This is a genomic window from Hankyongella ginsenosidimutans (assembly GCF_005144965.1).
In the GTDB taxonomy this organism is placed as follows: domain Bacteria; phylum Pseudomonadota; class Alphaproteobacteria; order Sphingomonadales; family Sphingomonadaceae; genus Hankyongella; species Hankyongella ginsenosidimutans.
Genome location: NZ_CP039704.1, coordinates 585,148 through 606,540, shown reverse-complemented (window position 1 = coordinate 606,540; position 21,393 = coordinate 585,148). Strand labels below are relative to the sequence as shown.

21 protein-coding genes and 5 pseudogenes are annotated in these 21,393 nt (G+C 64.7%); 10 read left to right on the top strand and 16 right to left on the bottom strand.

The window, feature by feature from the left end:
• The first annotated feature begins 155 nt into the window (after positions 1-155).
• From E6W36_RS03490 to E6W36_RS20250, 5 genes are all read left to right on the top strand, one after another.
• Positions 156-392, top strand: coding sequence for a hypothetical protein (locus E6W36_RS03490; protein WP_222873761.1), 237 nt, complete (start codon positions 156-158; stop codon positions 390-392).
• A gap of 186 nt (positions 393-578) precedes the next feature.
• The gene (locus E6W36_RS03485; protein WP_222873760.1) at positions 579-935 is read left to right on the top strand and encodes a hypothetical protein; all 357 of its coding nucleotides are present in this window, start codon (positions 579-581) and stop codon (positions 933-935) included.
• Between the two features lie 8 nt (positions 936-943).
• On the top strand, positions 944-1,180 hold the full coding sequence (locus E6W36_RS03480) for a DUF6812 domain-containing protein (protein WP_222873759.1): 237 nt from the start codon (positions 944-946) through the stop codon (positions 1,178-1,180).
• Between the two features lie 169 nt (positions 1,181-1,349).
• Positions 1,350-2,414: an FAD-binding oxidoreductase gene (locus tag E6W36_RS03475; protein ID WP_222873758.1), complete on the top strand. Its 1,065-nt coding sequence runs from the start codon at positions 1,350-1,352 to the stop codon at positions 2,412-2,414.
• Between the two features lie 5 nt (positions 2,415-2,419).
• Positions 2,420-2,638, top strand: a complete 219-nt coding sequence (locus tag E6W36_RS20250; protein ID WP_222873757.1) for an FAD-binding oxidoreductase — start codon at positions 2,420-2,422, stop codon at positions 2,636-2,638.
• 324 nt (positions 2,639-2,962) lie between these two features.
• On the opposite strand, the pseudogene E6W36_RS20245 reads toward E6W36_RS20250, so the two are convergent.
• The 13 genes and pseudogenes from E6W36_RS20245 to mdh all read right to left on the bottom strand — a co-directional run.
• A pseudogene (locus E6W36_RS20245) lies at positions 2,963-4,196 on the bottom strand (FAD-dependent oxidoreductase); the annotation flags it as partial.
• The gene (locus E6W36_RS20240) at positions 4,088-4,369 is read right to left on the bottom strand and encodes an FAD-dependent oxidoreductase (RefSeq protein ID WP_281277434.1); all 282 of its coding nucleotides are present in this window, start codon (positions 4,367-4,369) and stop codon (positions 4,088-4,090) included. The pseudogene E6W36_RS20245 and the gene E6W36_RS20240, both read right to left, overlap by 109 nt.
• A gap of 70 nt (positions 4,370-4,439) precedes the next feature.
• Positions 4,440-4,640, bottom strand: coding sequence for a DUF1272 domain-containing protein (locus E6W36_RS03460; RefSeq protein ID WP_222873756.1), 201 nt, complete (start codon positions 4,638-4,640; stop codon positions 4,440-4,442).
• Between the two features lie 4 nt (positions 4,641-4,644).
• Positions 4,645-4,800, bottom strand: coding sequence for a hypothetical protein (locus E6W36_RS03455; RefSeq protein ID WP_222873755.1), 156 nt, complete (start codon positions 4,798-4,800; stop codon positions 4,645-4,647).
• Positions 4,797-5,426, bottom strand: a complete 630-nt coding sequence (locus E6W36_RS03450; RefSeq protein WP_222873754.1) for a class I SAM-dependent methyltransferase — start codon at positions 5,424-5,426, stop codon at positions 4,797-4,799. The genes E6W36_RS03455 and E6W36_RS03450 overlap by 4 nt, the downstream gene beginning before the upstream one ends.
• Positions 5,427-5,434: 8 nt before the next feature.
• Positions 5,435-6,187, bottom strand: a complete 753-nt coding sequence (odhB, locus tag E6W36_RS21670; RefSeq protein ID WP_342776916.1) for a 2-oxoglutarate dehydrogenase complex dihydrolipoyllysine-residue succinyltransferase — start codon at positions 6,185-6,187, stop codon at positions 5,435-5,437.
• A complete protein-coding gene (locus E6W36_RS21665) occupies positions 6,115-6,474 on the bottom strand; it encodes an E3 binding domain-containing protein (protein ID WP_342776783.1) in 360 nt (119 codons plus the stop codon). The genes odhB and E6W36_RS21665 overlap by 73 nt, the downstream gene beginning before the upstream one ends.
• Before the next feature lie 29 nt (positions 6,475-6,503).
• Positions 6,504-6,671: a biotin/lipoyl-containing protein gene (locus E6W36_RS21660; protein ID WP_342776782.1), complete on the bottom strand. Its 168-nt coding sequence runs from the start codon at positions 6,669-6,671 to the stop codon at positions 6,504-6,506.
• A gap of 82 nt (positions 6,672-6,753) precedes the next feature.
• On the bottom strand, positions 6,754-7,182 hold the full coding sequence (locus E6W36_RS03440; protein ID WP_222873753.1) for a hypothetical protein: 429 nt from the start codon (positions 7,180-7,182) through the stop codon (positions 6,754-6,756).
• Positions 7,179-10,102: pseudogene (locus E6W36_RS03435) on the bottom strand (2-oxoglutarate dehydrogenase E1 component). Before E6W36_RS03435 ends, E6W36_RS03440 begins: the two are co-directional and overlap by 4 nt.
• 259 nt (positions 10,103-10,361) lie before the next feature.
• The gene (gene sucD / locus E6W36_RS03430; protein ID WP_222873752.1) at positions 10,362-11,246 is read right to left on the bottom strand and encodes a succinate--CoA ligase subunit alpha; all 885 of its coding nucleotides are present in this window, start codon (positions 11,244-11,246) and stop codon (positions 10,362-10,364) included.
• Between the two features lie 16 nt (positions 11,247-11,262).
• Positions 11,263-12,460 (bottom strand): annotated as a pseudogene (gene sucC / locus E6W36_RS03425) (ADP-forming succinate--CoA ligase subunit beta).
• A 76-nt stretch (positions 12,461-12,536) separates the two neighbouring features.
• Positions 12,537-13,547 carry a malate dehydrogenase gene (gene mdh / locus E6W36_RS03420; protein ID WP_281277433.1) on the bottom strand — a complete coding sequence of 337 codons (1,011 nt, stop codon included), beginning with the start codon at positions 13,545-13,547 and terminating at the stop codon, positions 12,537-12,539.
• A 406-nt stretch (positions 13,548-13,953) separates the two neighbouring features.
• Between mdh and purL the strand changes: the two are divergent.
• The 4 genes and pseudogenes from purL to E6W36_RS03405 all read left to right on the top strand — a co-directional run bounded on the left by purL (position 13,954) and on the right by E6W36_RS03405 (position 17,736).
• A pseudogene (gene purL / locus E6W36_RS03415) lies at positions 13,954-16,159 on the top strand (phosphoribosylformylglycinamidine synthase subunit PurL).
• Between the two features lies 1 nt (position 16,160).
• Positions 16,161-16,352 (top strand): peptide chain release factor-like protein, encoded by a 192-nt coding sequence (locus tag E6W36_RS22930; protein ID WP_246048092.1) that lies wholly within the window; start codon positions 16,161-16,163, stop codon positions 16,350-16,352.
• Positions 16,313-16,576 carry a hypothetical protein gene (locus tag E6W36_RS22925; protein WP_246048090.1) on the top strand — a complete coding sequence of 88 codons (264 nt, stop codon included), beginning with the start codon at positions 16,313-16,315 and terminating at the stop codon, positions 16,574-16,576. The genes E6W36_RS22930 and E6W36_RS22925 overlap by 40 nt, the downstream gene beginning before the upstream one ends.
• Before the next feature lie 662 nt (positions 16,577-17,238).
• Positions 17,239-17,736, top strand: a complete 498-nt coding sequence (locus E6W36_RS03405; RefSeq protein ID WP_222873750.1) for a hypothetical protein — start codon at positions 17,239-17,241, stop codon at positions 17,734-17,736.
• Positions 17,737-18,786: 1,050 nt separating this feature from the next.
• On the opposite strand, the gene E6W36_RS03400 is transcribed toward E6W36_RS03405, so the two are convergent.
• The 3 genes from E6W36_RS03400 to E6W36_RS03390 form a co-directional block, all read right to left on the bottom strand.
• Positions 18,787-19,065, bottom strand: coding sequence for a polysaccharide deacetylase family protein (locus tag E6W36_RS03400; RefSeq protein ID WP_222873749.1), 279 nt, complete (start codon positions 19,063-19,065; stop codon positions 18,787-18,789).
• Positions 19,062-19,376, bottom strand: a complete 315-nt coding sequence (locus E6W36_RS03395; protein ID WP_222873748.1) for a polysaccharide deacetylase family protein — start codon at positions 19,374-19,376, stop codon at positions 19,062-19,064. The genes E6W36_RS03400 and E6W36_RS03395 overlap by 4 nt, the downstream gene beginning before the upstream one ends.
• A gap of 91 nt (positions 19,377-19,467) precedes the next feature.
• Positions 19,468-19,791, bottom strand: a complete 324-nt coding sequence (locus E6W36_RS03390) for a polysaccharide deacetylase family protein (RefSeq protein WP_222873747.1) — start codon at positions 19,789-19,791, stop codon at positions 19,468-19,470.
• Positions 19,792-20,137: 346 nt separating this feature from the next.
• Here E6W36_RS03390 and E6W36_RS03385 point away from each other — a divergent pair.
• Positions 20,138-21,337, top strand: a pseudogene (locus E6W36_RS03385) (pyridoxal phosphate-dependent aminotransferase).
• The last annotated feature ends 56 nt before the right edge of the window (positions 21,338-21,393 follow it).

Below are 21,393 nucleotides of genomic sequence, written 5' to 3'. Positions count from 1 at the left end.
CCCGGTAGGCCTTGCCGGCCTTGATGGCGGACCATGCAAAATTTGCCGCCTTGCGCGCCAAAAACAGCTAAAATCTCAGTTTGTCAAAGACTTCTTGGCTGGCCTGCCGTTTGCTTGTCGAATTTGGATAAATCCTGCCAACAAGGACAAGAAACATGAACGCGTCACCTCTGGCTCCTGCCGAACTTGCTGAACTCTATCGCGGCCACCCGCTGGTCGCACATGCGGCCGGCAACCTGCAGCGCAATCTGGGTGCGCGCGCCCTATCTTACGCCATGATCGCCGTGCGCCGCATGCGGGCGGCTGGTGACGAGGAAGGTCTGGCGATCTGGCTGGCGCTGCATGCGGAGCTATGCGCCGGCGAGTCCATCGCCGCGCCGACCCGCCACTAGACCCTTCCCGTTTTTGATTGGATCACTTTTGGTGAGGCAATCAAAACGGACAAGAAAGGCTCTATGCACAACAGCTAGTACGCTCGAAGGTTGCAGATGAAATTAGTCTTTTAACATATGCCTTTAATACTTCCTTGAGCACGTTTCGCCTATCATTGCTCGTCAGAGTTTTGCAACGAGTGGGCGATGGGGCTTCCCGCACAGACCAGAAGGGGCGGCATGGCAGCCGGACTGGCGCGTCCGCGTCCGCGTTTCGGCGTCTGGCGTGCGCTATACCCGTCTCCGGATGCCGTGCAATCGCCTGGTTCGCCGCTGCTTTCATGGTACGAACCGCGCGAATCGGCCGCCGACGCACGGCTTGAGGTGGTCGGGCAGGCGCGCGCGACGACAACCCTGCAGGAACTTTTCTTCTTCCGCTTCGACGGCGAAGCGCCCGGCGGATCGCTGCCCGGACGCTTCGTCTCGTCCGGCTTACGTCCCGACACTTTTGAGAAGGCCCGCCGGTACGGGCTGGAGCAAACTTATCTGGAGGCCTGTTTATGAGCGCACCCATGCCCCTGGAAAACCGCGCGTCGCGCATTCGCACCAAAGTCAATATCGAGGTCGAACTGGTCATGGCCGACGGCACGCAAGTGTCCGGGCATGTCTTCATCGGTCTCGATCAGCGGGTACAGGACCTGCTGAACGACCCCGCGCCGTTTTTCCCGCTGCGTCTGCCGCAACACGAGATCGTACTGATCAACAAATCCATGGTCGCCATCTGCAAACCACTGGACGCCACGCGCTGACGCTTGCACCCCTTGGCGTTTCACGCCATCAGAAGGCCATGAGCCTTACCGCTGCTGCCCGAGACGCCCTGATCGCTGCCGCCGGCGCTGGCGGGCTATTCCTCCGGGGCCGGACACCCTTCGCTACGAGGAAGACTGGCGCGGCCGGCGCCTCGGCCCGGCGGCGCTGGTGCTGCGCCCGGCCACTGTCGAGGCGGCGAGCGCAATCGTCCGGGTCGCCAACGAATACCGTGTGCCGCTGGTGCCGCAGGCGGGCAACACCGGGCTGGTGCTTGGCGGTGCGCCGGATGCCAGCGGCGGCGAGGTGGTGGTCAGCGTCGAACGCATGAACCGCATCCGTTCCGTTGATGCCGACGATTTCTCGCTGGTGGCGGAGGCCGGCTGCATCCTGACCGAGGTGCAGGACGCCGCAGCCGCCGTCGACCGCCTGTTCCCGCTGTCACTCGGGGCCGAAGGCTCGGCGCGCATCGGCGGCCTCATCTCAACCAACGCCGGCGGCGTTCAGGTGCTGCGCTATGGCACCATGCGCGCGCTGGTGCTGGGGCTGGAGGCGGTGCTGCCGGACGGGCAGGTGCTCAATACACTCACCGCCCTGCGCAAGGACAATACCGGCTACGACATCAAGCAGCTGCTGATCGGGGCGGAGGGCACGCTCGGCCTGGTCACCGCTGCGACCCTGAAGCTGTTCGCCCGGCCACGCACCGTGGTTGCTGCCCTGCTGGCACTGCCGACGCTGGATGGCGCCATGACGATGCTCAACCGCCTGCGCCAGGCGAGCGGCGAGCAGCTCAGCGCTTTCGAGGTCATGCCCGGCGAAGCGTTCGATCTGGTGCGCACCTATGTGCCCGGCGTGCGCGATCCGCGCCCGGCAGCCGCACCCTGGTATGCGCTTGCCGAGGCGACCAGCGCCGCAGACGACCCGGCGCTGGCGCAGCGCATCGAGGCCGCGCTCGGGGAGGCGCTGGAGGCCGGCATCCTCGCCGACGCTGCGCTTGCCGCCAGCGAAAGCCAGCGCCTGGACTTCTGGCGGGTGCGCGAGTCGATCCCGGAGGCCGAGAAGAAGGAAGGCCCGGCGATCAAGCACGACGTCTCGGTCGCGCCTGCACGCATGGCGGCCTATATTCAGAAAGCGACGACGGCAGTCGAGCAGGGGTTTCCAGGCGCGCGCGTGCTGGCGTTCGGACATCTGGGCGACGGCAATGCGCATTTCAATGTGCGCGCACCCAAGGGGTGAGCGGCGTGGAATGGGCAGCGCAGACGGCGGCGGTCAACCGGCTGGTCCACGATATCGCCGTGGACATGCAGGGGTCGATTTCCGCCGAGCATGGCATCGGGCTGCTGAAGCGCGAGGAACTCGCCCGCACGGTCGATCCGGCCAAGGCAGCGGCCATGCGCGCCATCCGCCAGGCCCTCGACCCCAACGGTATCTTCAATCGCGGCCGGGTGTTTCTGGGGTAGCGAGGGCGACGCCCGCAACTTCTGTCATCGCGAGACGGCAACACTGCCGTGGCGATCCATGGAACGCAGGTGCTCCTGGATTGCTTCGGCGCATCCCGCCTCGCGCCTGCCTGCGCGCCAAAATCGCCAGCGCCACGGCCTCATTCTTAGAGCGTGATGACATTTGATGGAATCGTCATTCCGAACTTCACGGAGCAGGCTGTAAAGTCCGCTCGTGGTGAGCTCGGACGAACCACGAGCCGCTCAGCCCTTCGTCCAGCTCAGGGTGAGCGGCGCGAGTGCAGCCTCGCGATGACGCATGGATCAACGTAAAGTCATCAGACCCTAAATATGGATCGCGCGGCCGTGGACGGCGAGGGCGGCTTCCTTCATCGCTTCCGCGTGGGTCGGGTGGGCGTGGCAGGTGAGCGCGATGTCCTCGGCGGACGCGCCGAACTCCATGGCTTGTGCTGCCTGCGCGATCATGGTGCCGGCGAGTGAGCCGACGATATGCACGCCGAGCACGCGGTCGGTCTTGGCGTCGGCCAGGATCTTTACGAAGCCGGTGGTGTCGCGGTTGGTCTTGGCGCGCGAGTTGGCGAGGAAGGGAACTTGCCGACCTTGTACGGGGTGCCTGCCGCCTTCAGCTCTTCCTCGGTTTTGCCGACGCTTGCGACTTCCGGCATGGTGTAGACGACCGACGGAATGACGTCGTGGTTCACATAGCCGGTCAGCCCGGCGATATACTCGGCGCAGGCTAACCCTTCATCCTCGGCCTTGTGCGCCAGCATGGGGCCGGCGATGGCGTCGCCGATCGCGTAGATGCCCGGCACCGTGGTCGCGAAGTCATGGCCGGTACGGATGCGGCCGCGCTCATCCAGCCCGACGCCGATCTTGGCCAGCCCCAGGCTCTCGGTGTGCGGCTTGCGGCCGATCGCGAGCAACACGACGTCGGCGACGATCTCCTCGCGTGCGCCGCCGGCCGCCGGCTCGACCGCAACGGTCGCGCTGTCCTTGCCGGTCTTCACCTCGACCACCTTGGTTGCGGTCTTGAGGGCAAACCCTGCTTGGCGAGGATTTTCTGGAATTCCTTCGAGACTTCGACGTCCATGGTCGGCAGGATACGGTCCATATATTCGACCACGGTCACCGCAGCACCCAGCCGTCGCCAGACGGAGCCCAGCTCCAGCCCGATCACGCCGCCGCCGATCACCACCATATGCTTGGGGACGGCCGGCAGACAGAGGGCTTCCGTCGAGGTAATGACCGTCTTGCCGTCAACCGTCACACCCGGCAGGCCGGCGACATCCGACCCGGTGGCGATGATGGTGTTCTTTGCGCTCACCAACCGCTCGCCGCCGTCGTTCAGCGCCACCTTGAGCGCATGCGGGCCATCGAAGCGCGCGGTGCCCTTGATCCACTCGACCTTGTTCTTCTTGAACAGGAACGCGACGCCGTCGGTCAGTTCCTTCACCGCCTTGTCCTTCTCGGCGAGCAGGGCGTCGAGGTCGAGCGCGACCTTCTCCGCCTTGACGCCGAACTTGGCCATGCCGCCGCCTGCGACCTCGTGGAACAGTTCCGAGCCGTGGAGCATCGCCTTGGACGGGATGCAGCCGACATTGAGGCAGGTACCGCCGAGCGTCTCGCGCTTTCGATGCAGGCAGTCTTCAGGCCGAGCTGGGCGGCGCGGATCGCTGCGACGTAACCGCCGGGGCCGGCGCCGATCACCACAACATCGAAATCATAAGCCATCGCAGTCGTCCTGTTCGCAAAGTAGGGAGGGAAACTCAGCGGCACGCGGCGCTGGTCGGCGCGCGCGCGGTCATGGGCGGGTATTTGGCCTTGTACGTATCCGCCCGGGTCGGCCGGGGGTCAGATTGCCGTTGCAGTTCGGGCACACGCCGCCGAGCCGGCCGTTTGTGCAGTCGGGGCAGAAGGTGCACTCGAACGAGCAGATGAACGCCGGGTCGCCGTGGCTGATGTCGCGGTCGCAGCACATGCAGTTCGGTTTCATCGCCAGCATGGGGTCAGCCCTTCGGTTTAACGAAGACAAGGATGAAGCGGTCGGTCTTGCCTCGGATCGTGGGCGCAAAGGCAGTCTCGGTGTGGGGATCGTCCGTATTGACAAGCAGGTCGCTGGTCGTCTGCAGCGTAAAGCCTGCCGCCGTCAGTTGACCGATCACGGCCGCGGGTCGATCCGGTGCAGCTTGGCGCCGGATTCGTCCGGGTCCATGCCGGCGGGCGCGCGGTGGTCGATGATCACCAGCCGCCCGCCGGGCTTCAGGGCGGTAAACAGCGTCCGGCGCAACTGGTCGCCGTCGATCCTGGGCCAGCCATCCTGCGGCTGGTCGAGGGCGATATCGTGATAGCCAAGGCTGAACCAGACGACATCGAGGCTGTCCGGTGCCAGGAACAGCCGGTTGTTTTCCGCCATCAACCGGCGCACGCCGGGCAGGCGGTGCGCGATATCGCGCTGCGCCAGCTCGTCCTTCGAGAATCCAAGGTATGCAGCGTTGTTGTGTGCGAACGTGACGCCGCGCGGGCCGACAGCCCGGCTGAACAACTCGGACCAGTAGCCGCCGCCGGAATAGAGATCGAGCACGCGCATGCCCGGTCCAACCCCGGCCAGCGCCATGACGTCGGCTGGACGGTCGCGCTTGTCCCGCTCGGCGTCGATCGGAAGCCGGTCCTGTTGCTGGATCAGCTGATCCAGTTGCGCGGCGGCACCGGGACTCGCCGCCGCACCCTGCGCGGGCACCGGCAGGGCGAGGGCGAGCGCGGCGAGGGCGAGGCGGATCGTTCGGGTCATGGCGTCCTCTACATGTCGAGCAGCAGGCGGGCCGGGTCTTCGATCGCTTCCTTGATGCGCACCAGGAAGGTCACGCCCTCGCGGCCATCGATCAGGCGGTGATCATAGGACAGCGCCAGATACATCATCGGCCGCACGACGATCTGGCCGTTGCGCACCACCGGCCGGTCTTCGATGCGGTGCATGCCGAGCACGCCGGATTGCGGCGGGTTGAGAATCGGCGTCGACATCAGCGAGCCGAAAATGCCGCCGTTCGAGATGGTGAAGGTGCCGCCCTGCATTTCTTCGATCTTGAGCTGACCGTCGCGGGCGCGCTTGCCGAAGTCGGCGATCGCCTTCTCGCAGTCGGCAAAGCTCATCTGGTCGGCGTTGCGCAGGATCGGTACGACCAGGCCGTTCGGCGCCGAGACAGCGACGCCGATGTCGGCATAATTGCGGTAGACCAGTTCGTCGCCCTCGATCGCCGCATTCACCGCCGGCACATCGCGCAGCGCCAGCACGGCGGCTTTGACGAAGAAGCTCATGAAGCCGAGCTTGATGCCGTGCTTCTTCTCGAACAGGTCCTTGTACTTGTTGCGTGCCTCGATCACCGCCGACATGTCGATGTCGTTGAAGGTGGTGAGCATGGCAGCGGTGTTCTGCGCCTCCTTCAGCCGCTTGGCAATGGTCTGGCGCAGGCGGGTCATCTTCACCCGCTCTTCCTGGCGGGTATGGGCCGCAGCGACCGGAGCCGCGGGCGCGGTGGCGCCACTGCGTGCCAGTGCGCGGGCCGTGCCTTTTCGATGGCCGCCAGCACGTCTTCCTTGGTCAGGCGGCCATCCTTGCCGGTGCCGGCGATGGAAGCGGGATCGAGGTTATAGTCCTCGATGATACGCCGGACTGCGGGGACATCGGCTGCAGGGCATCCGACGGCGCGGCCGGGGCTTCGGCCACCGCCGCCGGTGCGGGGCTGGCGCAGCGGCAGGTGCCGCCTCCGGCTTGGCAGCGGTGTCCTTCGCGGGCGCTGCTGCACCTCGCTGATCATCGCGACGACCGCGCCGACTTCCACCGTGTCGCCCGCCTTGGCCAGCAGGTCGGTCAGTACGCCGGCAGCGGGGCCATCAGCTCGACCGCGACCTTGTCCGTCTCCAGTTCGGCGATCGGTTCGTCTGCCTTCACCGCATCCCCAACCTTCTTCAGCCAGCTGCCGATGGTGGCCTCGGTAATCGACTCGCCCAGCGTCGGAATTTTGACTTCGGTTGCCATGTGGTGCCCTTTCTAGCGGGGTAAGGAGTCAGAGGTCTGCGCGGCAGCCAGCGCCTGCCAGCGCGCTTCGCGTGTGAGGTCTTCAGCGGTCAGCGCACCTTGAAGCGCAGGGCGAGCCTTGCCGCAGACGATGCTCAAGGGGCCGGGCGGGGGTCGCCCCGGGCTCGGCGAACGGTGTCGCGGGGTCGGACAATTCCGTGCGCTCAGGTTGATCTGGGGTCGCCGCAGAGACGCGGACGCGCCGGAACGGCTGGTAGGTCTGCCCGATGCAGTCGACGACCGTGTAAACATAATCGACCGTCGGGCTGGGCAGTGCTGTGCCGCTGGCGTCCCGGAAGCGTGCAGTGGCCGCGATCGCATAGCGCAGCCGGTCGCTGGCCGGGGAGACCAGCACGGCGCGCCCGCCATTCTCCGCCGTGTAACCCAGCGGCAGCCAATAGCCGGCTTGCGCACCGGCGTCGCCGGCGGGTAGCGCAAGCGCAAGCGCGACGATGGCCGCAGGTTGCATCATTGCCCCAGCGCTTCCCCGACGAGCTTCGCCTGCTCCTGCGCGTGGCGGGAGGCAAGACCGGTTGCCGTCGCCGCCGCCGCCGCCCGGCCAGCGTAGCGCGCACGCGGCGTCCTGGCACCGGCCTTCTGCAGGACATCCTCGATATACGGCTCGACGAAGAACCAGGCACCCGCATTCTTCGGTTCTTCCTGGCACCAGACGATATCGGTCGCATTCTTGAAGCGCGTCAGCAGTTCGGTCAGCGCCGTGGTCGGGAAGGGATAGAGCTGCTCCACCCGCGCGAGGTAGGTGTCGGCAAGGCCCTGTGCGTCGCGCTCCTCCAGCAAATCATAATAGACCTTGCCGGTGCAGAGGACGACCCGCTTGATCTTGTCGTCGGCGGCGAGCTTCAGCTCGGAATGGCCGCCGATCTCGGCGTTATCGAACAGCACCCGATGGAACTGCGCATCCGGCCCCAGTTCGGCAAGCGTCGAGACCGCCTTCTTGTGCCGCAGCAGTGACTTCGGCGTCATCATCACCAGCGGCTTGCGGAACCCGCGCAGCATCTGCCGCCTGAGGATGTGGAAGTAATTTGCAGGTGTGGTGCAGTTGGCGACCTGGATATTGTCTTCCGCACACAATTGAAGGAAGCGCTCGAGCCGGGCCGAACTATGCTCCGGCCCCTGGCCCTCGTAGCCGTGCGGCAGCAGCAGCACGAGGCCATTGGCGCGCAGCCACTTGGCTTCGCCGGACGCCAGGAACTGGTCGATGATGATCTGCGCACCGTTGGCGAAATCGCCGAACTGGCCTTCCCACAGCACCAGCCAGTTCGGTTCCGCCATTGCGAAGCCGTACTCATAGCCCATCACCCCGTATTCGGAGAGCGGGCTGTCGAATACCTCGAAGGCGCCGCCGAACTGCTGCAAGGGTACGTGGCGCGCCTCGGTGGCCTGGTCGACGAACACGGCGTGACGCTGGCTGAATGTGCCGCGCCCCGAGTCCTGGCCGGAGAGACGCACGCCGTACCCATCCCGGATCAACGCGCCGAACGCCAGCGCTTCCGCTGTCGCCCAGTCCAGCCCTTCGCCGGATTTCAACGCCTCGGCGCGCGCGGAAATGACGCGCGCCAGCGTCTTGTGAATGTCGAAGCCGTTCGGCCAGCTGGTCAGCACCGCGCCGATCTCGCGCAGGGTGTCGAGAGCGACGCCGGTCGAGGCCGAGCGGCGATCGGTGATGTCCTCGGCGGGCTTGAGAGGCCCGACCACCGCCCCTCGAACCAGTCCGCCTTGTTCGGTTTGTAGGCGCGCGCCGTCTCGAATTCGGCGTCAAGAGTGGCGATGTACTGGCTTTCGATCTCCTTGACCTGTTCATCGCTCACCACGCCCTGGGCCTTCAGCCGCTCGGCATAGAGCGTCGAGACGAACGGGTGGTTGCGGATCGCCTTGTACATGATCGGCTGGGTGAAGGCCGGCTCGTCCGACTCGTTATGGCCGAAGCGGCGGTAGCACCACATGTCGACCACGACGTCGCGCTTGAAGGTCTGGCGGAATTCGGTTGCCAGCTTGGTGGCGAACACCACCGCTTCGGGGTCGTCGCCGTTCACATGGAAGATCGGCGCCTGCACCATCTTGGCGATGTCGGACGGGTAGGGCGACGAGCGCGCATATTGCGGGCTGGTGGTGAAGCCGACCTGATTGTTGACCACGAAATGGATCGTGCCGCCGGTGTTATAGCCGCCGATGCCCGAGAAGGCGAAGCATTCCATGACGATGCCCTGGCCGGCGAAGGCGGCGTCCCCGTGCAGCAGCAGCGGCAGCACCTGCGTGCGCTCCAGATCGCCGCGCTGGGTCTGCTTGGCGCGCACCCGGCCGAGCGCCACCGGGTTGACCGCCTCGAGGTGGGACGGGTTCGGGCACAGCGACAAGTGCACCATATTGCCGTCGAAGCCGCGGTCGGTCGAGGTGCCGAGGTGGTATTTCACGTCGCCGGAGCCGCCGACATCGTCCGGGTTGGAGGAACCGCCGGCGAATTCATGGAACAACTGCCGGTACGGCTTCTGCATGACGTTGGTCAGCACATTCAGGCGGCCGCGGTGCGGCATGCCGATCACGATCTCCTGCACGCCCATGGCACCGCCGACCTTGATGATGGCTTCCAGCGCCGGCACCATGGACTCGCCGCCATCAAGACCGAAGCGCTTGGTGCCGACGAATTTGCGCGCGAGGAACTTCTCGAAGGACTCGGTTTCGATCACCTTCTTCAGGATCGCGATCTTGCCTTCCGGGGAGAATTCGACGTCCTTCTCGACGCCTTCGACCCGGTTCTGGATCCACAGGCGCTCGTCGCGGTCGCCGATGTGCATGTATTCCACACCGACATGGCCGCAATAATTGCGGCGCACGATCTCGACGATCTGGCGCACGGTTCCGGTTTGCAGTCCAAGCGCGCCGCCCAGATAGATCGGCCGGTCCATGTCGCCGGGGCCAAAGCCATGGGTCGCGGGGTCAAGCTCCGGGTGGTGCGGGCGCTGGGCCAGACCCAGCGGGTCAAGCTGCGCTTCCAGGTGGCCGCGCACCCGGTACAGGCGGATCAGCAGCATGGCGCGCAGGCTGTCGTCGGCGGCCCGGCGCACGTCCTCGGCGCTGACGCCGGCTGCCGGCGCTGCGGTCGGCGCGGGCTTGTCGCCCTTGGCCGGCTTGGGGTCGAGCTGCATCTGCAGCGGGTCAAGCCCGGCGGTCAGTGCGTCGGTCATCGGCAGCGGCCAGTTGCTGCGCGCCCAGGATGGGCCGGATTTTACCGCCGCCGCAGTCTGCTCCAGCCCCTGGAAATAGCGCTGCCAACTCGGTTCGACCGATGCCGGATCGGATTTGTAGCGTCCGTAGAGCTGCTCGACAAAGCTGGCGCTGACGCCTGCGAGATCGTCCACCATGGTGTCCAGCATCGGTCTGCTCCCGTTAGAGCCTGATCGGTTGAGGTTGAAGCATGATTGCTGCAACCGATGGCGTGAATCAGGCTCTTTTCAAATACATGGATCATGATTCACGTTTCAGATCGATTCAATCTGAAACGACCAAGGTCTAGAGCCTGATCGGTTGAGGTTGAAGCATGATTGCTGCAACCGATGGCGTGAATCAGGCTCTTTTCAAATCCATGGACCAAGATTCATGTTTCAGATCATTGAGATCCGAAGCATTCAAGATTTAGCCCTTCAAAACCTGCGCCAGTGTGACGCCAAGTTCAGACGGAGAGTCGGCGACAACGATGCCCGCCGCGCGCATGGCCTCGATCTTGTCCTCGGCGCGGCCCTTGCCGCCGGCGACGATGGCGCCGGCGTGGCCCATGCGACGGCCGGGCGGTGCGGTGCGACCGGCGATGAAGCCGACGGTCGGCTTCTTGCGCCCGCGCTTGGCTTCGTCCGCCAGGAATTGTGCACCGTTCTCTTCGGCGTCGCCGCCAATTTCACCGATCATGATGATTTGCTGGGTCTCGGGGTCGGCCATCAGCATTTCCAGCACGTCGACGAAGTTGGTGCCGTTGACCGGATCGCCGCCGATGCCGACTGCCGTGGTCTGGCCCAGCCCGACCGCCGTGGTCTGAAACACCGCTTCGTAGGTCAGGGTGCCGGAGCGCGAGACGATGCCGACCGAACCCTTGCGGAAGATGCTGCCCGGCATGATGCCGATCTTGCATTCGTTCGGCGTCAGCACGCCCGGGCAGTTCGGGCCGATCAGTCGGGTCCTGGAGCCCTGAAGCGCCCGCTTGACCTTCACCATGTCGAGCACGGGAATGCCCTCGGTGATGCAGACCACCAGCGGAATCTCCGCCTCGATCGCCTCGAGGATCGCATCCGCCGCGCCGGGAGGCGGCACGTAGATCACGCTGGCGTCGCAGCCGGTCGCGGCCCTGGCCTGCGCGACCGTATCGAACACCGGCAGGTTCAGGTGGGTCGAGCCGCCCTTGCCGGGCGCGGTGCCGCCGACCATGCGGGTGCCGTACGCGATGGCTTGTTCAGAGTGAAAGGTGCCCTGCTTGCCGGTGAAGCCCTGGCAGATGACCTTGGTGTCTTTGGTGACGAGAATGGACATGTGGGGTTCTCCGGCTTCAAGCGGCTTGTTGGATCGCAGCGACGATCTTGCGGGCGGCGTCGCCCAGGTCGTCTGCGGGGACGATGGCGAGGCCGCTTTCGGCCATGATCTTCTTGCCAAGGTCGACGTTGGTGCCTTCCAGGCGCACGACCAGCGGCACGGTCAGCGCCAGTTCGCGGGCCGCCGCCACGACGCCTTCAGCGATGATGTCGCAACGCATGATGCCGCCGAAGATGTTGACCAGAATGCCTTTGACCGCGGGGTCGGAGAGGATGATCTTGAACGCCGCCTGCACCTTTTCCTTGGGCGCCGCCGCCGACATCGAGGAAGTTGGCCGGCTCGCCGCCGGACAGCTTGATGATGTCGAGCGAGGCCATGGCCAGCCCCGCGCCGTTCACCATGCAGCCGATGTTGCCGTCGAGCTTGATGTAGGCGAGGTCGAACTTCGAGGCCTCGATTTCCATCGGGTCTTCTTCGGCCAGGTCGCGCAGTTCAACGATGTCCGGGTGCCGGTACAGCGCGTTCGAGTCGAAGCCCATCTTGGCGTCGAGCACGCGGATGTAGCCGTCGGTCGTGGCGATCAGCGGGTTGACCTCCAGCATGGAGGCGTCGGTGGCGACGAAGGCTTCATAAAGCTTGGTCACCGTGTCCTGGCACTGCTTGTTCAGGTCGCCGGTGAGCTTCAGGCCGAAGGCGACCGCGCGCGCGTGGTGCGGCATGAAGCCGGTCGCCGGGTCGACGGAGAAGCTGACGATCTTTTCCGGGTGATGCTCGGCGACTTCCTCGATGTCCACGCCGCCTTCGGTCGAAGCGATCACGCCGACACGACCGGTGCCGCGATCAACCACCAGCGAGAAGTAATATTCGTGCGCAATGTCCGAGCCGTTTTCGATGTAGAGGCGCTTCACCTCCTTGCCCTGCGGGCCGGTCTGCACGGTCACCAGCACGCGGCCGAGCATTTCCTTGGCATGGGCCTCGACCTCCTCGATCGAGCGCGCCAGCCGGACCCCGCCCTTGGCATCCGGGCCGAGGCCGACGAACTTGCCCTTGCCGCGGCCGCCGGCGTGGATCTGGCTTTTCACGACATAGAGCGGCCCAGGCAGCGTCTTCGCGCCGGCGACCGCTTCCTCGGGCGTGAAGGCGACTGCGCCCGGCGAAATCGCCACGCCGAACTTCGCCAGCAGCTGCTTGGCCTGATATTCGTGAATGTTCATGGGGCGGCCCTTTTCTGAAGAATCCAAATCAGCTTCTGCCGTCATCCCGGCTTTCGCCGGGATGACGCGTGAGTCCTCAAGCCAGCGACGGGTCGATGCCCTTGCAGGCCGCGACCAGTTCCTTCACCGCGTTGACCGAGACGTCGAAGCCGGCCTTGGCGGTATCGTTCAGCATGATCTCCGCGACGCGTTCGACACCGCCGGCGCCAATCACCACCGGGACCCCGACGTAGAGATTGTCAACGCCGTACTGGCCGGTCAGGTGCGCAGCGCACGGCAGCAGGCGCTTCTTGTCCTTGAGGTAGCTCTCGGCCATGGCGATCGCGGATGTTGCCGGCGCATAGTAGGCCGAACCGGTCTTCAGCAGGCCGACGATTTCGCCGCCGCCGTTGCGGGTGCGGGCGACGATGGCGTCGATCTTTTCCTGCGTCGACCAGCCCATCTTGATGAGGTCCGGCACCGGGATGCCGGCGACGGTCGAATATTCCACGACCGGCACCATGGTGTCGCCATGGCCGCCGAGCACGAAGGCCGTGACATCTTCAACGGACACATTGAACTCTTCGGCGAGGAAGTGGCGGAAGCGTGCCGAGTCCAGCACGCCGGCCATGCCAACCACCTTGTTGTGCGGCAGGCCGGAGAATTCGCGCAGCGCCCACACCATCGCGTCGAGCGGGTTGGTGATGCAGATGACGAAGCTGTCCGGGGCGTGCTGCTTGATGCCCTCGCCGACCGCCTTCATGACCTTGAGGTTGATGCCCAGCAGATCATCGCGGCTCATGCCCGGCTTGCGCGGCACCCCGGCGGTGACGATGCAGACGTCCGCGCCAGCGATGTCGGCGTAGTCCTGCGTGCCGGAAAGCTTGGCGTCGAAGCCCTCCACAGGGCCGGACTGCGCGAGGTCGAGCGCCTTGCCCTGCGGCAGGCCCTCGGTGATGTCGAACATCACGATGTCGCCGAGTTCACGCAGGGCCGCGAGGTGCGCCAGCGTGCCCCCGATCATGCCGCTACCGATGAGCGCGATTTTTTCCGGGCCATAAGCTCTCTCTTGTCGTTGGGTGCCGAAAGGACGGCTGCGCCTGCGCAACCGAAAAGACTCAAACGCCACGCGTCTAATGTTATTTTTCCGCCGAACAAGGCGCGAAGCAGGATTGCGACCAAGGTTGGTGCAGCATTGTTCAGGGCCAGGGCGGTCTGGCGCAAGAGGTCATCCGTCTGCAAAACGCCTGCGACCTTGGCGGGAGCACCCGCCGGCGTCACCCCTCGATGCGTGGGGTAGTGCCTCAGTTTGAAAAATCCGCTCGTGGTGAGCTTGACGAACCACGAGCCGCTCACCCTTCGTCAAGCTCAGGGTGAGCGGCAGAATTTCAAACTGAGGCACTACGTGCGTGGGGCCGGCGTATCCGCGGCCACTGGTCAAGCAGCGACAGCGCCGCTAGATGCAGCGCATCGTCGCGCGTGCGCCGCGCAAGCCCATCCACGGGAACCCCGACATGACCGAGATCACCGCCGACATCATCGCCCAGCACGGCCTGACCGACGCCGAATACCAGCGTATTCTGGATGCGCTCGGCCGCGCGCCGAACCTGACCGAACTTGGCATCTTTTCCGTCATGTGGTCCGAACACTGTTCCTACAAGTCCAGCCGCGTGCACCTGAAGAAGCTGCCGACCAAGGCACCGTGGGTGATCCAGGGGCCGGGCGAGAACGCCGGCGTGATCGATATTGGTGACGGCTGGGCCGCGATCTTCAAGATGGAGAGCCACAACCACCCGAGCTACATCGAGCCGTACCAGGGGCAGCGACCGGCGTCGGCGGCATATTGCGCGACGTGTTCACCATGGGCGCGCGGCCCATCGCCAACCTCAATGCCCTGCGCTTTGGCGCGCCGGACCATCCGAAGATGAAGCACCTGATCGCGGGTGTGGTCGCGGGCATCGGCGGCTATGGCAACTGCGTCGGCGTGCCGACGGTCGGCGGCGAGGTCAACTTCCATCCGGCCTACAACGGCAACATCCTGGTCAACGCCATGACGGTCGGCCTCGCGCGGGCCGACAGGATTTTCTATTCGGCCGCCGCCGGCGTCGGCAATCCGGTGGTCTATGTCGGCTCCAAGACCGGGCGGGACGGCATCCACGGCGCGACCATGGCGTCCGCCGAGTTCGGGCAGGACAGCGAAGAGAAGCGCCCGACCGTGCAGGTCGGCGACCCGTTCACCGAGAAGCTGCTGATCGAGGCGTGCCTGGAACTCATGGCGTCCGACTCGATTGTCGCAATCCAGGACATGGGCGCGGCCGGGCTCACCTCCTCCTCGGTCGAGATGGCGTCCAAGGGCGGCGTCGGCATCGAGCTGGACCTCGACCAGGTCCCGTGCCGCGAGACCGGCATGGTGCCCTATGAAATGATGCTCTCCGAAAGCCAGGAGCGCATGCTGATGATCCTGAAGCCGGAGCGGCAGGCGTTCGCGCGCGGCATCTTCGAGAAATGGGGCCTCGACTTCGCGGTGATCGGTCACATCACGGATACCGGCCGGCTGGTGCTGAAGTTTCAGGGGCAGATCGCGGCCGACATGCCGCTCGGGCCGCTGGGGACGACGCCCCGGTCTACGAGCGGCCGTGGGTCCCGACGCCCAAGCCGGCGGAGCTCGCCGCCGGCGATGTTCCCGCGCCAGACGATTATGCGCAGGCGCTGCTCACGCTCATCGGCTGCCCGGACCTCGCCTCGCGCCGCTGGGTCTGGGAGCAGTACGACCACATGGTGATGGCGGACACGATCCAGCGCCCCGGCGGCGATGCCGCGGTGGTGCGCGTCCACGGCACGGACAAGGCGCTCGCCATGTCGACCGACTGCACGCCGCGCTACTGCCATGCCGACCCGGTCGAGGGCGGCCGCCAGGCGATCGCCGAGTGCTGGCGCAACATCACCGCGGTCGGCGCGCTGCCGCTGGCGGTCACCGACTGCATGAACTTCGCCTCGCCCATGCGCCCGGAGATCATGGGCCAGTTCGTCGGCTGCATCGAGGGATGGCACAGGCCTGCACGGCGCTCGACTTCCCCGTCGTCTCCGGCAACGTCAGCCTCTACAACGAAAGCAAATCCTCGCCGGACGCCAAGGGCCAGGGCGTGCTGCCGACGCCCGGCATCGGTGGCGTCGGTCTGCTGGAGGACTATGCCCGGATGGCGACGCTGGCGTTCCGGCAGCCGGGCGAGGCGATCGTGCTGATCGGTGCGACCAGCGGGCATCTCGGCCAGTCGCTGTATCTGCGCGAGCTGTGCGGGCGGGAAGCGGGCGCGCCGCCACCGGTCGACCTCGCCGCCGAGCGCCGCAACGGCGACTTCGTGCGCGCCCAGATTCTGGCCGGGGCGCTGCGCACGGTGCATGACGTGTCGGACGGCGGGCTGGCGATCGCGCTCATCGAGATGGCGCTGGCCGGCGGCATCGGGTTCGTGGCCGGACAGGACGTCTCGACCCTGGACGTCGTGCCCCCACGCCTTCTGGTTCGGCGAGGATCAGGCCCGCTATGTGGTGACGACGCCTGACCCGGCGGCGCTGCTGGCCGCTGCCGCGGCGGCGGGCGTCCCGGCGGTCGCGCTCGGGCAGACCGGCGGGGATGCCGCCCGGTTCCAGGGTCTGGCAACCCTCTCCCTCGCGGACCTCAAGGCCAGCCACGAAGCCTTCTTCCCCGGACTGATGGGGTGACATGCTGGAGCCGCTGCCTGGATGGATCGTGCCGGACGATGCGTACCGCATCGCGTTCGCGCGCGCATCCGGCCCGGGCGGGCAGAACGTCAACAAGGTGGAGACGGCGGTCGAACTGCGCGTGAACCTGCACGCGCTCGACTGGCCGCCGGGGTGCTGGCCCGGCTGGCGCGCGCTGGCGGCCGGCGGGTGACAGCGGCGGGCGAGCTGGTGCTGTTCGGCCAGCGCTACCGCACCCAGGAGATGAACCGGCAGGATCTGATCGCGCGGCTGGCCAAACTGCTGGAGGCGGCGATCCCCGAGCCGGTCAAGCGGCGGCCGACCCGACCGACGCTTGGAGCCAAGCAGCGCCGCCTGACCGGCAAGACCCAGCGCGGCACGGTCAAGGCCATGCGCCGCCCACCAGCGGACGATTAGGGTCTGTCCTGTTTGGCTTTAAGCGCAGCCGTCATCGCGAGGCAGCATGCTGCCGTGGCGATCCATGAAAACACGGGCGTTTCTGGATTGCTTCGGCGCTTTCCGCCTCGCAATGACGACTCCGCCCGGCCCCTGAGGGGATAAACTCCGGCCGGGGGCATGGCGAGCGGCCTATGTTCGTTGTGTATTTATGCCCCATGGATGCGCCGGGCTGACGTAGGAATTCCTCTGGCAATCAAGTGCATTCAGGAAACTGGCACGGTAATCCTAAACGAGAAAGGACACCACTAAGGATGCCCTCTCAATTTTATAACTGCATTTGGGAAGTCGAGGATTCGTTTGCCCGAAGGCTACAGCCAATCTAGTCTCGACTTTTCGGCTAAGACTATAGCCAACAGGGATGCGTATGTCAATACAATTCACGAATGAGGAAGTCGCTGATCTCGTCAAGCTCCTCTCGGCTGAACGCTTGAAAGCCCTAACCGAACTGACAGCCTCCGAGCAAACTGCGATCGAGATGCACCAGGCAACCCTCGCCCTCGGTGCGAAGCTAATGAGCATTGTCGCAACTGTGGAAATTTCTCTCCGAAACTCGGTATGCGAAAATCTCAACCATCATTTCGCGGTCGATACATGGCTGCTGCAACCCCGATTCCATTCGAATGGAAAAAGCCGGAAAGGGACAAAGCCATGTTGGCACAAGACAGCGCCCAAAGGGCTGCCTACTCAAAATTGAGCCAAGCGGAAAGGGAGCTTTAGACGCGCTGGCATATCCTTATGGTCGCCCCGCAAACACCACACACGCCAAACGCGCCAAGGACCGACGCAAGCGCATACCAGTGTCAACTGGCAAGGTCGTGGCAGAGCTTACTTTGTACTTTTGGAAACGACTTTATGGGCCTGAATATGAGCAGACACTATGGCGACCAACACTAAAACGGACGTTTCCAGATAAACGTATCAAACGTGCTGATATTGCTAGTAATTTGGAAAATATCTATCAAGCTCGAAATCGCCTGGCACATCATGAGCCCGTTTTGCATAAAAGATTTAACGATACTATCAGTTCATTAAGATATATTATAGAGCGATTGGAAACAAAAACCCGAATCAGGATACGCCTCTTTCAAAATTACTCGCTAATGACATACTTGATGTAGAGCAAAGCGCACAGAAACTTCATCGATCACTTGCCTTATACCGAGCATAGCGCAAGGGATTACGGTGCCAGTTACTCAATGTACTGAATGCAGCACTGTAATTCCGACTGCCCCGCACCCACTCCGGTGCCAATTTATTGAATACACACAATTCATTTGCAAGGGGTGGTGCGAAGCGCCGGGGTAGGCCAGGTCGCAAGGCACCCACCCCGGCCTGCGGCCACCCCTCCCGCGTGCGGGAGGGAGAGGCGGTGTGCAGCAGGCGCACGTCCGGCCTTGTTGCCTTAGACCCAGATTCGTTGAAAAGAGCCTGATTCACGCCATCGGCGGAAAGCAGGCATGCTTTCCGCCTCAGCCGATCAGGCTCTTGGGCAGGGGAACGACCGGCGCTTATCTGTCACGGGCATCCGGGGCTGGACGACTTGTAGGGTTGGTCAGGTCAAGTCGCGTCCAGACTTGTCTGATGCTCCGGCCTTCCCGTCCGCTTCGGGTGTGACTCCAGGCGGGGACCGCCTGCACGGACTTTGCACGGGACACGTGCCCCAGTTGGCCGCGAGCGGTCTATGCGAAGCTTCGGCTGGATCACCGGATGGCTTCGCGCCGGTCGCCCCGGTGCGGGAGGGCACCGGGCTGCCGCCCCTGGGTGCCGTGATCAGGGGCTGCAGGGACGCTCCGTCATATAACCCATATGGTTATAAATGTCAAGGGAATATGCTTTATAGCGTGATGACTTTAGATAGAGTCGTCATTGCGAGGCGGAAAGCCGAAGCAATCCAGGAACACCGTGTTTTCATGGATTGCCGCGTCGGCCTAACGGCCTCCTCGCAATGACGCATGGTTCAACCTAATGTCATCACTGTCTAGCAGGCTGCTGAAAAGCGGAACAATACAGCCCATTTCGTCATTCCGGCCCCTGACGGGGATAAACTCCAGCCGGAATCCATGGGAGCATATATATACAACGAATATAAGGTGTTGGCCATGGGCCCCGGCCTTCGCCGGGGTGACGGGGCTTGTTTGAGAGCGCTGAAGTTACTTTTCAGCAACCTGCTAAGCCGCCGTTTGCAGCCGGCCGCCGCGCGCTGCCTCGAAAATGTCCTGCGGATCGGCCGGGCGCGCATGCATCTGCCCGACCAGCAGGTCCAGCACCGTGGTGAGCCAGGTGTAGAAGCGTTCGAGATCCGTCTCGTTGCGCACATAGGGCGTGTGCCCCGGCTCCACCGACGGCGAGTGGAACGACAGGCAATAGAGCGCTTCCTGCCGCTGGGCCATGATCCGGATCGCCGCCAGCGCCTCCTCGAGCGAGACGCCCTCCGGAGTCAGGGTCACCCGGTTGAGCAGCCGCAAGTGTGCCAGGGGCCCGGCGTGGGCTCGGCGGCAGCGGCCAGCGGATATAGCTTTGGTCCGATGCCGGCCAGTGTGCCGGTGAAGGTGACGGACAACGGGATTTCCAGCAGGTCGCGCTGCGGCGTCGCCCAGTAGGGCTGGGCGGCGATGCCGGTGAAGTTCGCGCCGCCGTCCTTGCTGTAGTTGAAATGCGGCCGGACCGAGGTGTCGATCCGGTAGCCGAGTTCGCGCAGGATGCGCGCTGTATTCGGCCCGATGCCGTAGCGCCCGGCGCGATAGACGCTCGGCTCCACGTCAAAATTCTCGGCGATCGCGGCGGTCAGATTGGCCAGTTTGGCATGTTCGATCTCCGGGCCAGATTGCCGGGGTAGGAGTTGTAGATGTTCACTTCTTCAGAATAGGGCGGGTTGACCCAGGGGTGCAGCTGAAGCCGATGGTGCATTCGCCGCGCTCCAGCCACGGCCGCAGCACGCCGATGCTGGTCGGTGCAGTGGCGATTGGGTAGTCGACGAGGTAGCAGGGTCTGATGCCGTAACGCCGGAACAGGCTTTGCGCGCGCTCCAGATGCAGCACCGACGCAACGGACGTGTTGGCGCGGCTCATCGGCTGCGACCAATCGAAATCTTCCTCGGTATCGACGAACACCAGAACCCGCGGGCCGAAGCCAGGCCCGAAATCGATGTAATCGGAGAGTTTGGGGGCGAGCATCTTCGGCGTAGGGTTCCCTGGCGTGGCTGAGGTGGACATTGCGGACCGTCGGCGGCGGTCCCGCAAGCCTGGACCGGACTTGAAGCAAAGCACCAAGCGGTACATCAAGGGGTAGCCACGGCTTGATGCGCTTGCAAGCGTTGTTGCGCCCTCCGCTTGTCTTGGGTCATTTTGAAGTTTTGCCGCTCACCCTGAGCTGGACGAAGGGTGAGCGGCTCGTGGTTCTGTCCAAGCTCACCACGAGCGGTTTATTCAAGATGACCCACTACCCCTCCGCTTGTCTTGTGGCGGAACGCAGCTTAGCAAGGGCATCGCGGAATCAGGATACAGCAGAGGATAGTGTCGCATGTCGCTGCACAGCAAGGCGCTTGGGCGGATCAAGCCGTCCCCACCATCGCCGTCACCAACAAGGCGGCCGAGCTGAAGGCGCAGGGCCGCGACGTCATCGGGCTGGGCGCCGGCGAGCCGGACTTCGATACGCCGGATCATGTGAAGGAGGCTGCGATCGCGGCGATCCGCAGCGGCCAGACCAAATACACCCAGGTCGATGGCATCAAGCCGCTGAAGGAAGCGATTGTCGCCAAGTTCAAACGCGACAACGGGCTGGACTACAGTGTCGACCAGGTCACGGTGAATGTCGGCGGCAAGCAGACCATTTTCAACACCATGATGGCCACGCTCGATCCGGGCGACGAAGTCATCATCCCGACGCCCTACTGGGTCTCCTACCCCGACATGGTGCTGCTGGCTGGCGGGACGCCGGTGTTCGTGCACTCCTCGCTGGAGACCGGGTTCCGGGTGACGCCCGAGGCTCTGGAGGCGGCGATCACCCCGCGCACCAAGTGGGTTATCCTCAACTCCCCTCCAACCCGAGCGGTGCGGCCTACAGCGCCGCCGAGATCAGGGGCTGACGGATGTTCTCATGCGTCACCCGCACGTCTGGGTGCTGACCGACGACATGTACGAGCACATCGTCTACGACGGGTTCGCCTTCGCGACGCCGGCTCAGGTGGAGCCGGGCCTGTACGAGCGCACGCTGACCGTCAACGGCGCGTCGAAGGCCTATGCGATGACCGGCTGGCGCATCGGCTATGCCGGCGGGCCAAGGCCGCTCATCAAGGCGATTGCCGCCATCCAGTCGCAATCGACCTCCAACCCCTGCTCGATCGCGCAGGCGGCGGCCGTTGCAGCACTCAACGGACCGCAGGACTTTCTGAAGGAACGAGCGGCCGCGTTCCGGGAGCGGCGCGACGCCGTGGTCGGCTGGCTGAACGCCGCGCCGGGCCTCAGTTGCCCGACGCCGCAGGGCGCGTTCTACGTTTATCCCAGCTGCGCCGGCCTCATCGGCAAGGCGACGCCGGAAGGCAGGACGCTGGCGACGGACGAAGATGTCGCAAGCTACCTGCTGGAGTCCGTTGGCGTTGCGGTCGTGCATGGCGAGGCGTTCGGCCTCAGCCCGCATTTCCGGGTGTCCTATGCGACGTCCCTGGCGGTGCTGGAGGAAGCCTGCGGGCGGATTGTTCGTGCCTGCGCGGCGTTGGCCTGAACCGCGACGGCTTTTGTGCGTAACTTCTCTAACGGCGTCGGCGAACCACCGAGCGT

Coding starts and splice junctions, on each gene's coding strand:
- E6W36_RS03490 (WP_222873761.1), top strand. CDS start 156: ATGAACGCGTCACCTCTGGCTCCTGCCGAACTTGCTGAACTCTATCGC.
- E6W36_RS03485 (WP_222873760.1), top strand. CDS start 579: ATGGGGCTTCCCGCACAGACCAGAAGGGGCGGCATGGCAGCCGGACTG.
- E6W36_RS03480 (WP_222873759.1), top strand. CDS start 944: ATGCCCCTGGAAAACCGCGCGTCGCGCATTCGCACCAAAGTCAATATC.
- E6W36_RS20240 (WP_281277434.1), bottom strand. CDS start 4,369: ATGGCTTATGATTTCGATGTTGTGGTGATCGGCGCCGGCCCCGGCGGT.
- E6W36_RS03460 (WP_222873756.1), bottom strand. CDS start 4,640: ATGCTGGCGATGAAACCGAACTGCATGTGCTGCGACCGCGACATCAGC.
- E6W36_RS03450 (WP_222873754.1), bottom strand. CDS start 5,426: ATGACCCGAACGATCCGCCTCGCCCTCGCCGCGCTCGCCCTCGCCCTG.
- E6W36_RS21660 (WP_342776782.1), bottom strand. CDS start 6,671: ATGGCAACCGAAGTCAAAATTCCGACGCTGGGCGAGTCGATTACCGAG.
- E6W36_RS03440 (WP_222873753.1), bottom strand. CDS start 7,182: ATGATGCAACCTGCGGCCATCGTCGCGCTTGCGCTTGCGCTACCCGCC.
- sucD (WP_222873752.1), bottom strand. CDS start 11,246: ATGTCCATTCTCGTCACCAAAGACACCAAGGTCATCTGCCAGGGCTTC.
- E6W36_RS22930 (WP_246048092.1), top strand. CDS start 16,161: ATGCTGGAGCCGCTGCCTGGATGGATCGTGCCGGACGATGCGTACCGC.
- E6W36_RS03405 (WP_222873750.1), top strand. CDS start 17,239: ATGGAAAAAGCCGGAAAGGGACAAAGCCATGTTGGCACAAGACAGCGC.
- E6W36_RS03390 (WP_222873747.1), bottom strand. CDS start 19,791: ATGCTCGCCCCCAAACTCTCCGATTACATCGATTTCGGGCCTGGCTTC.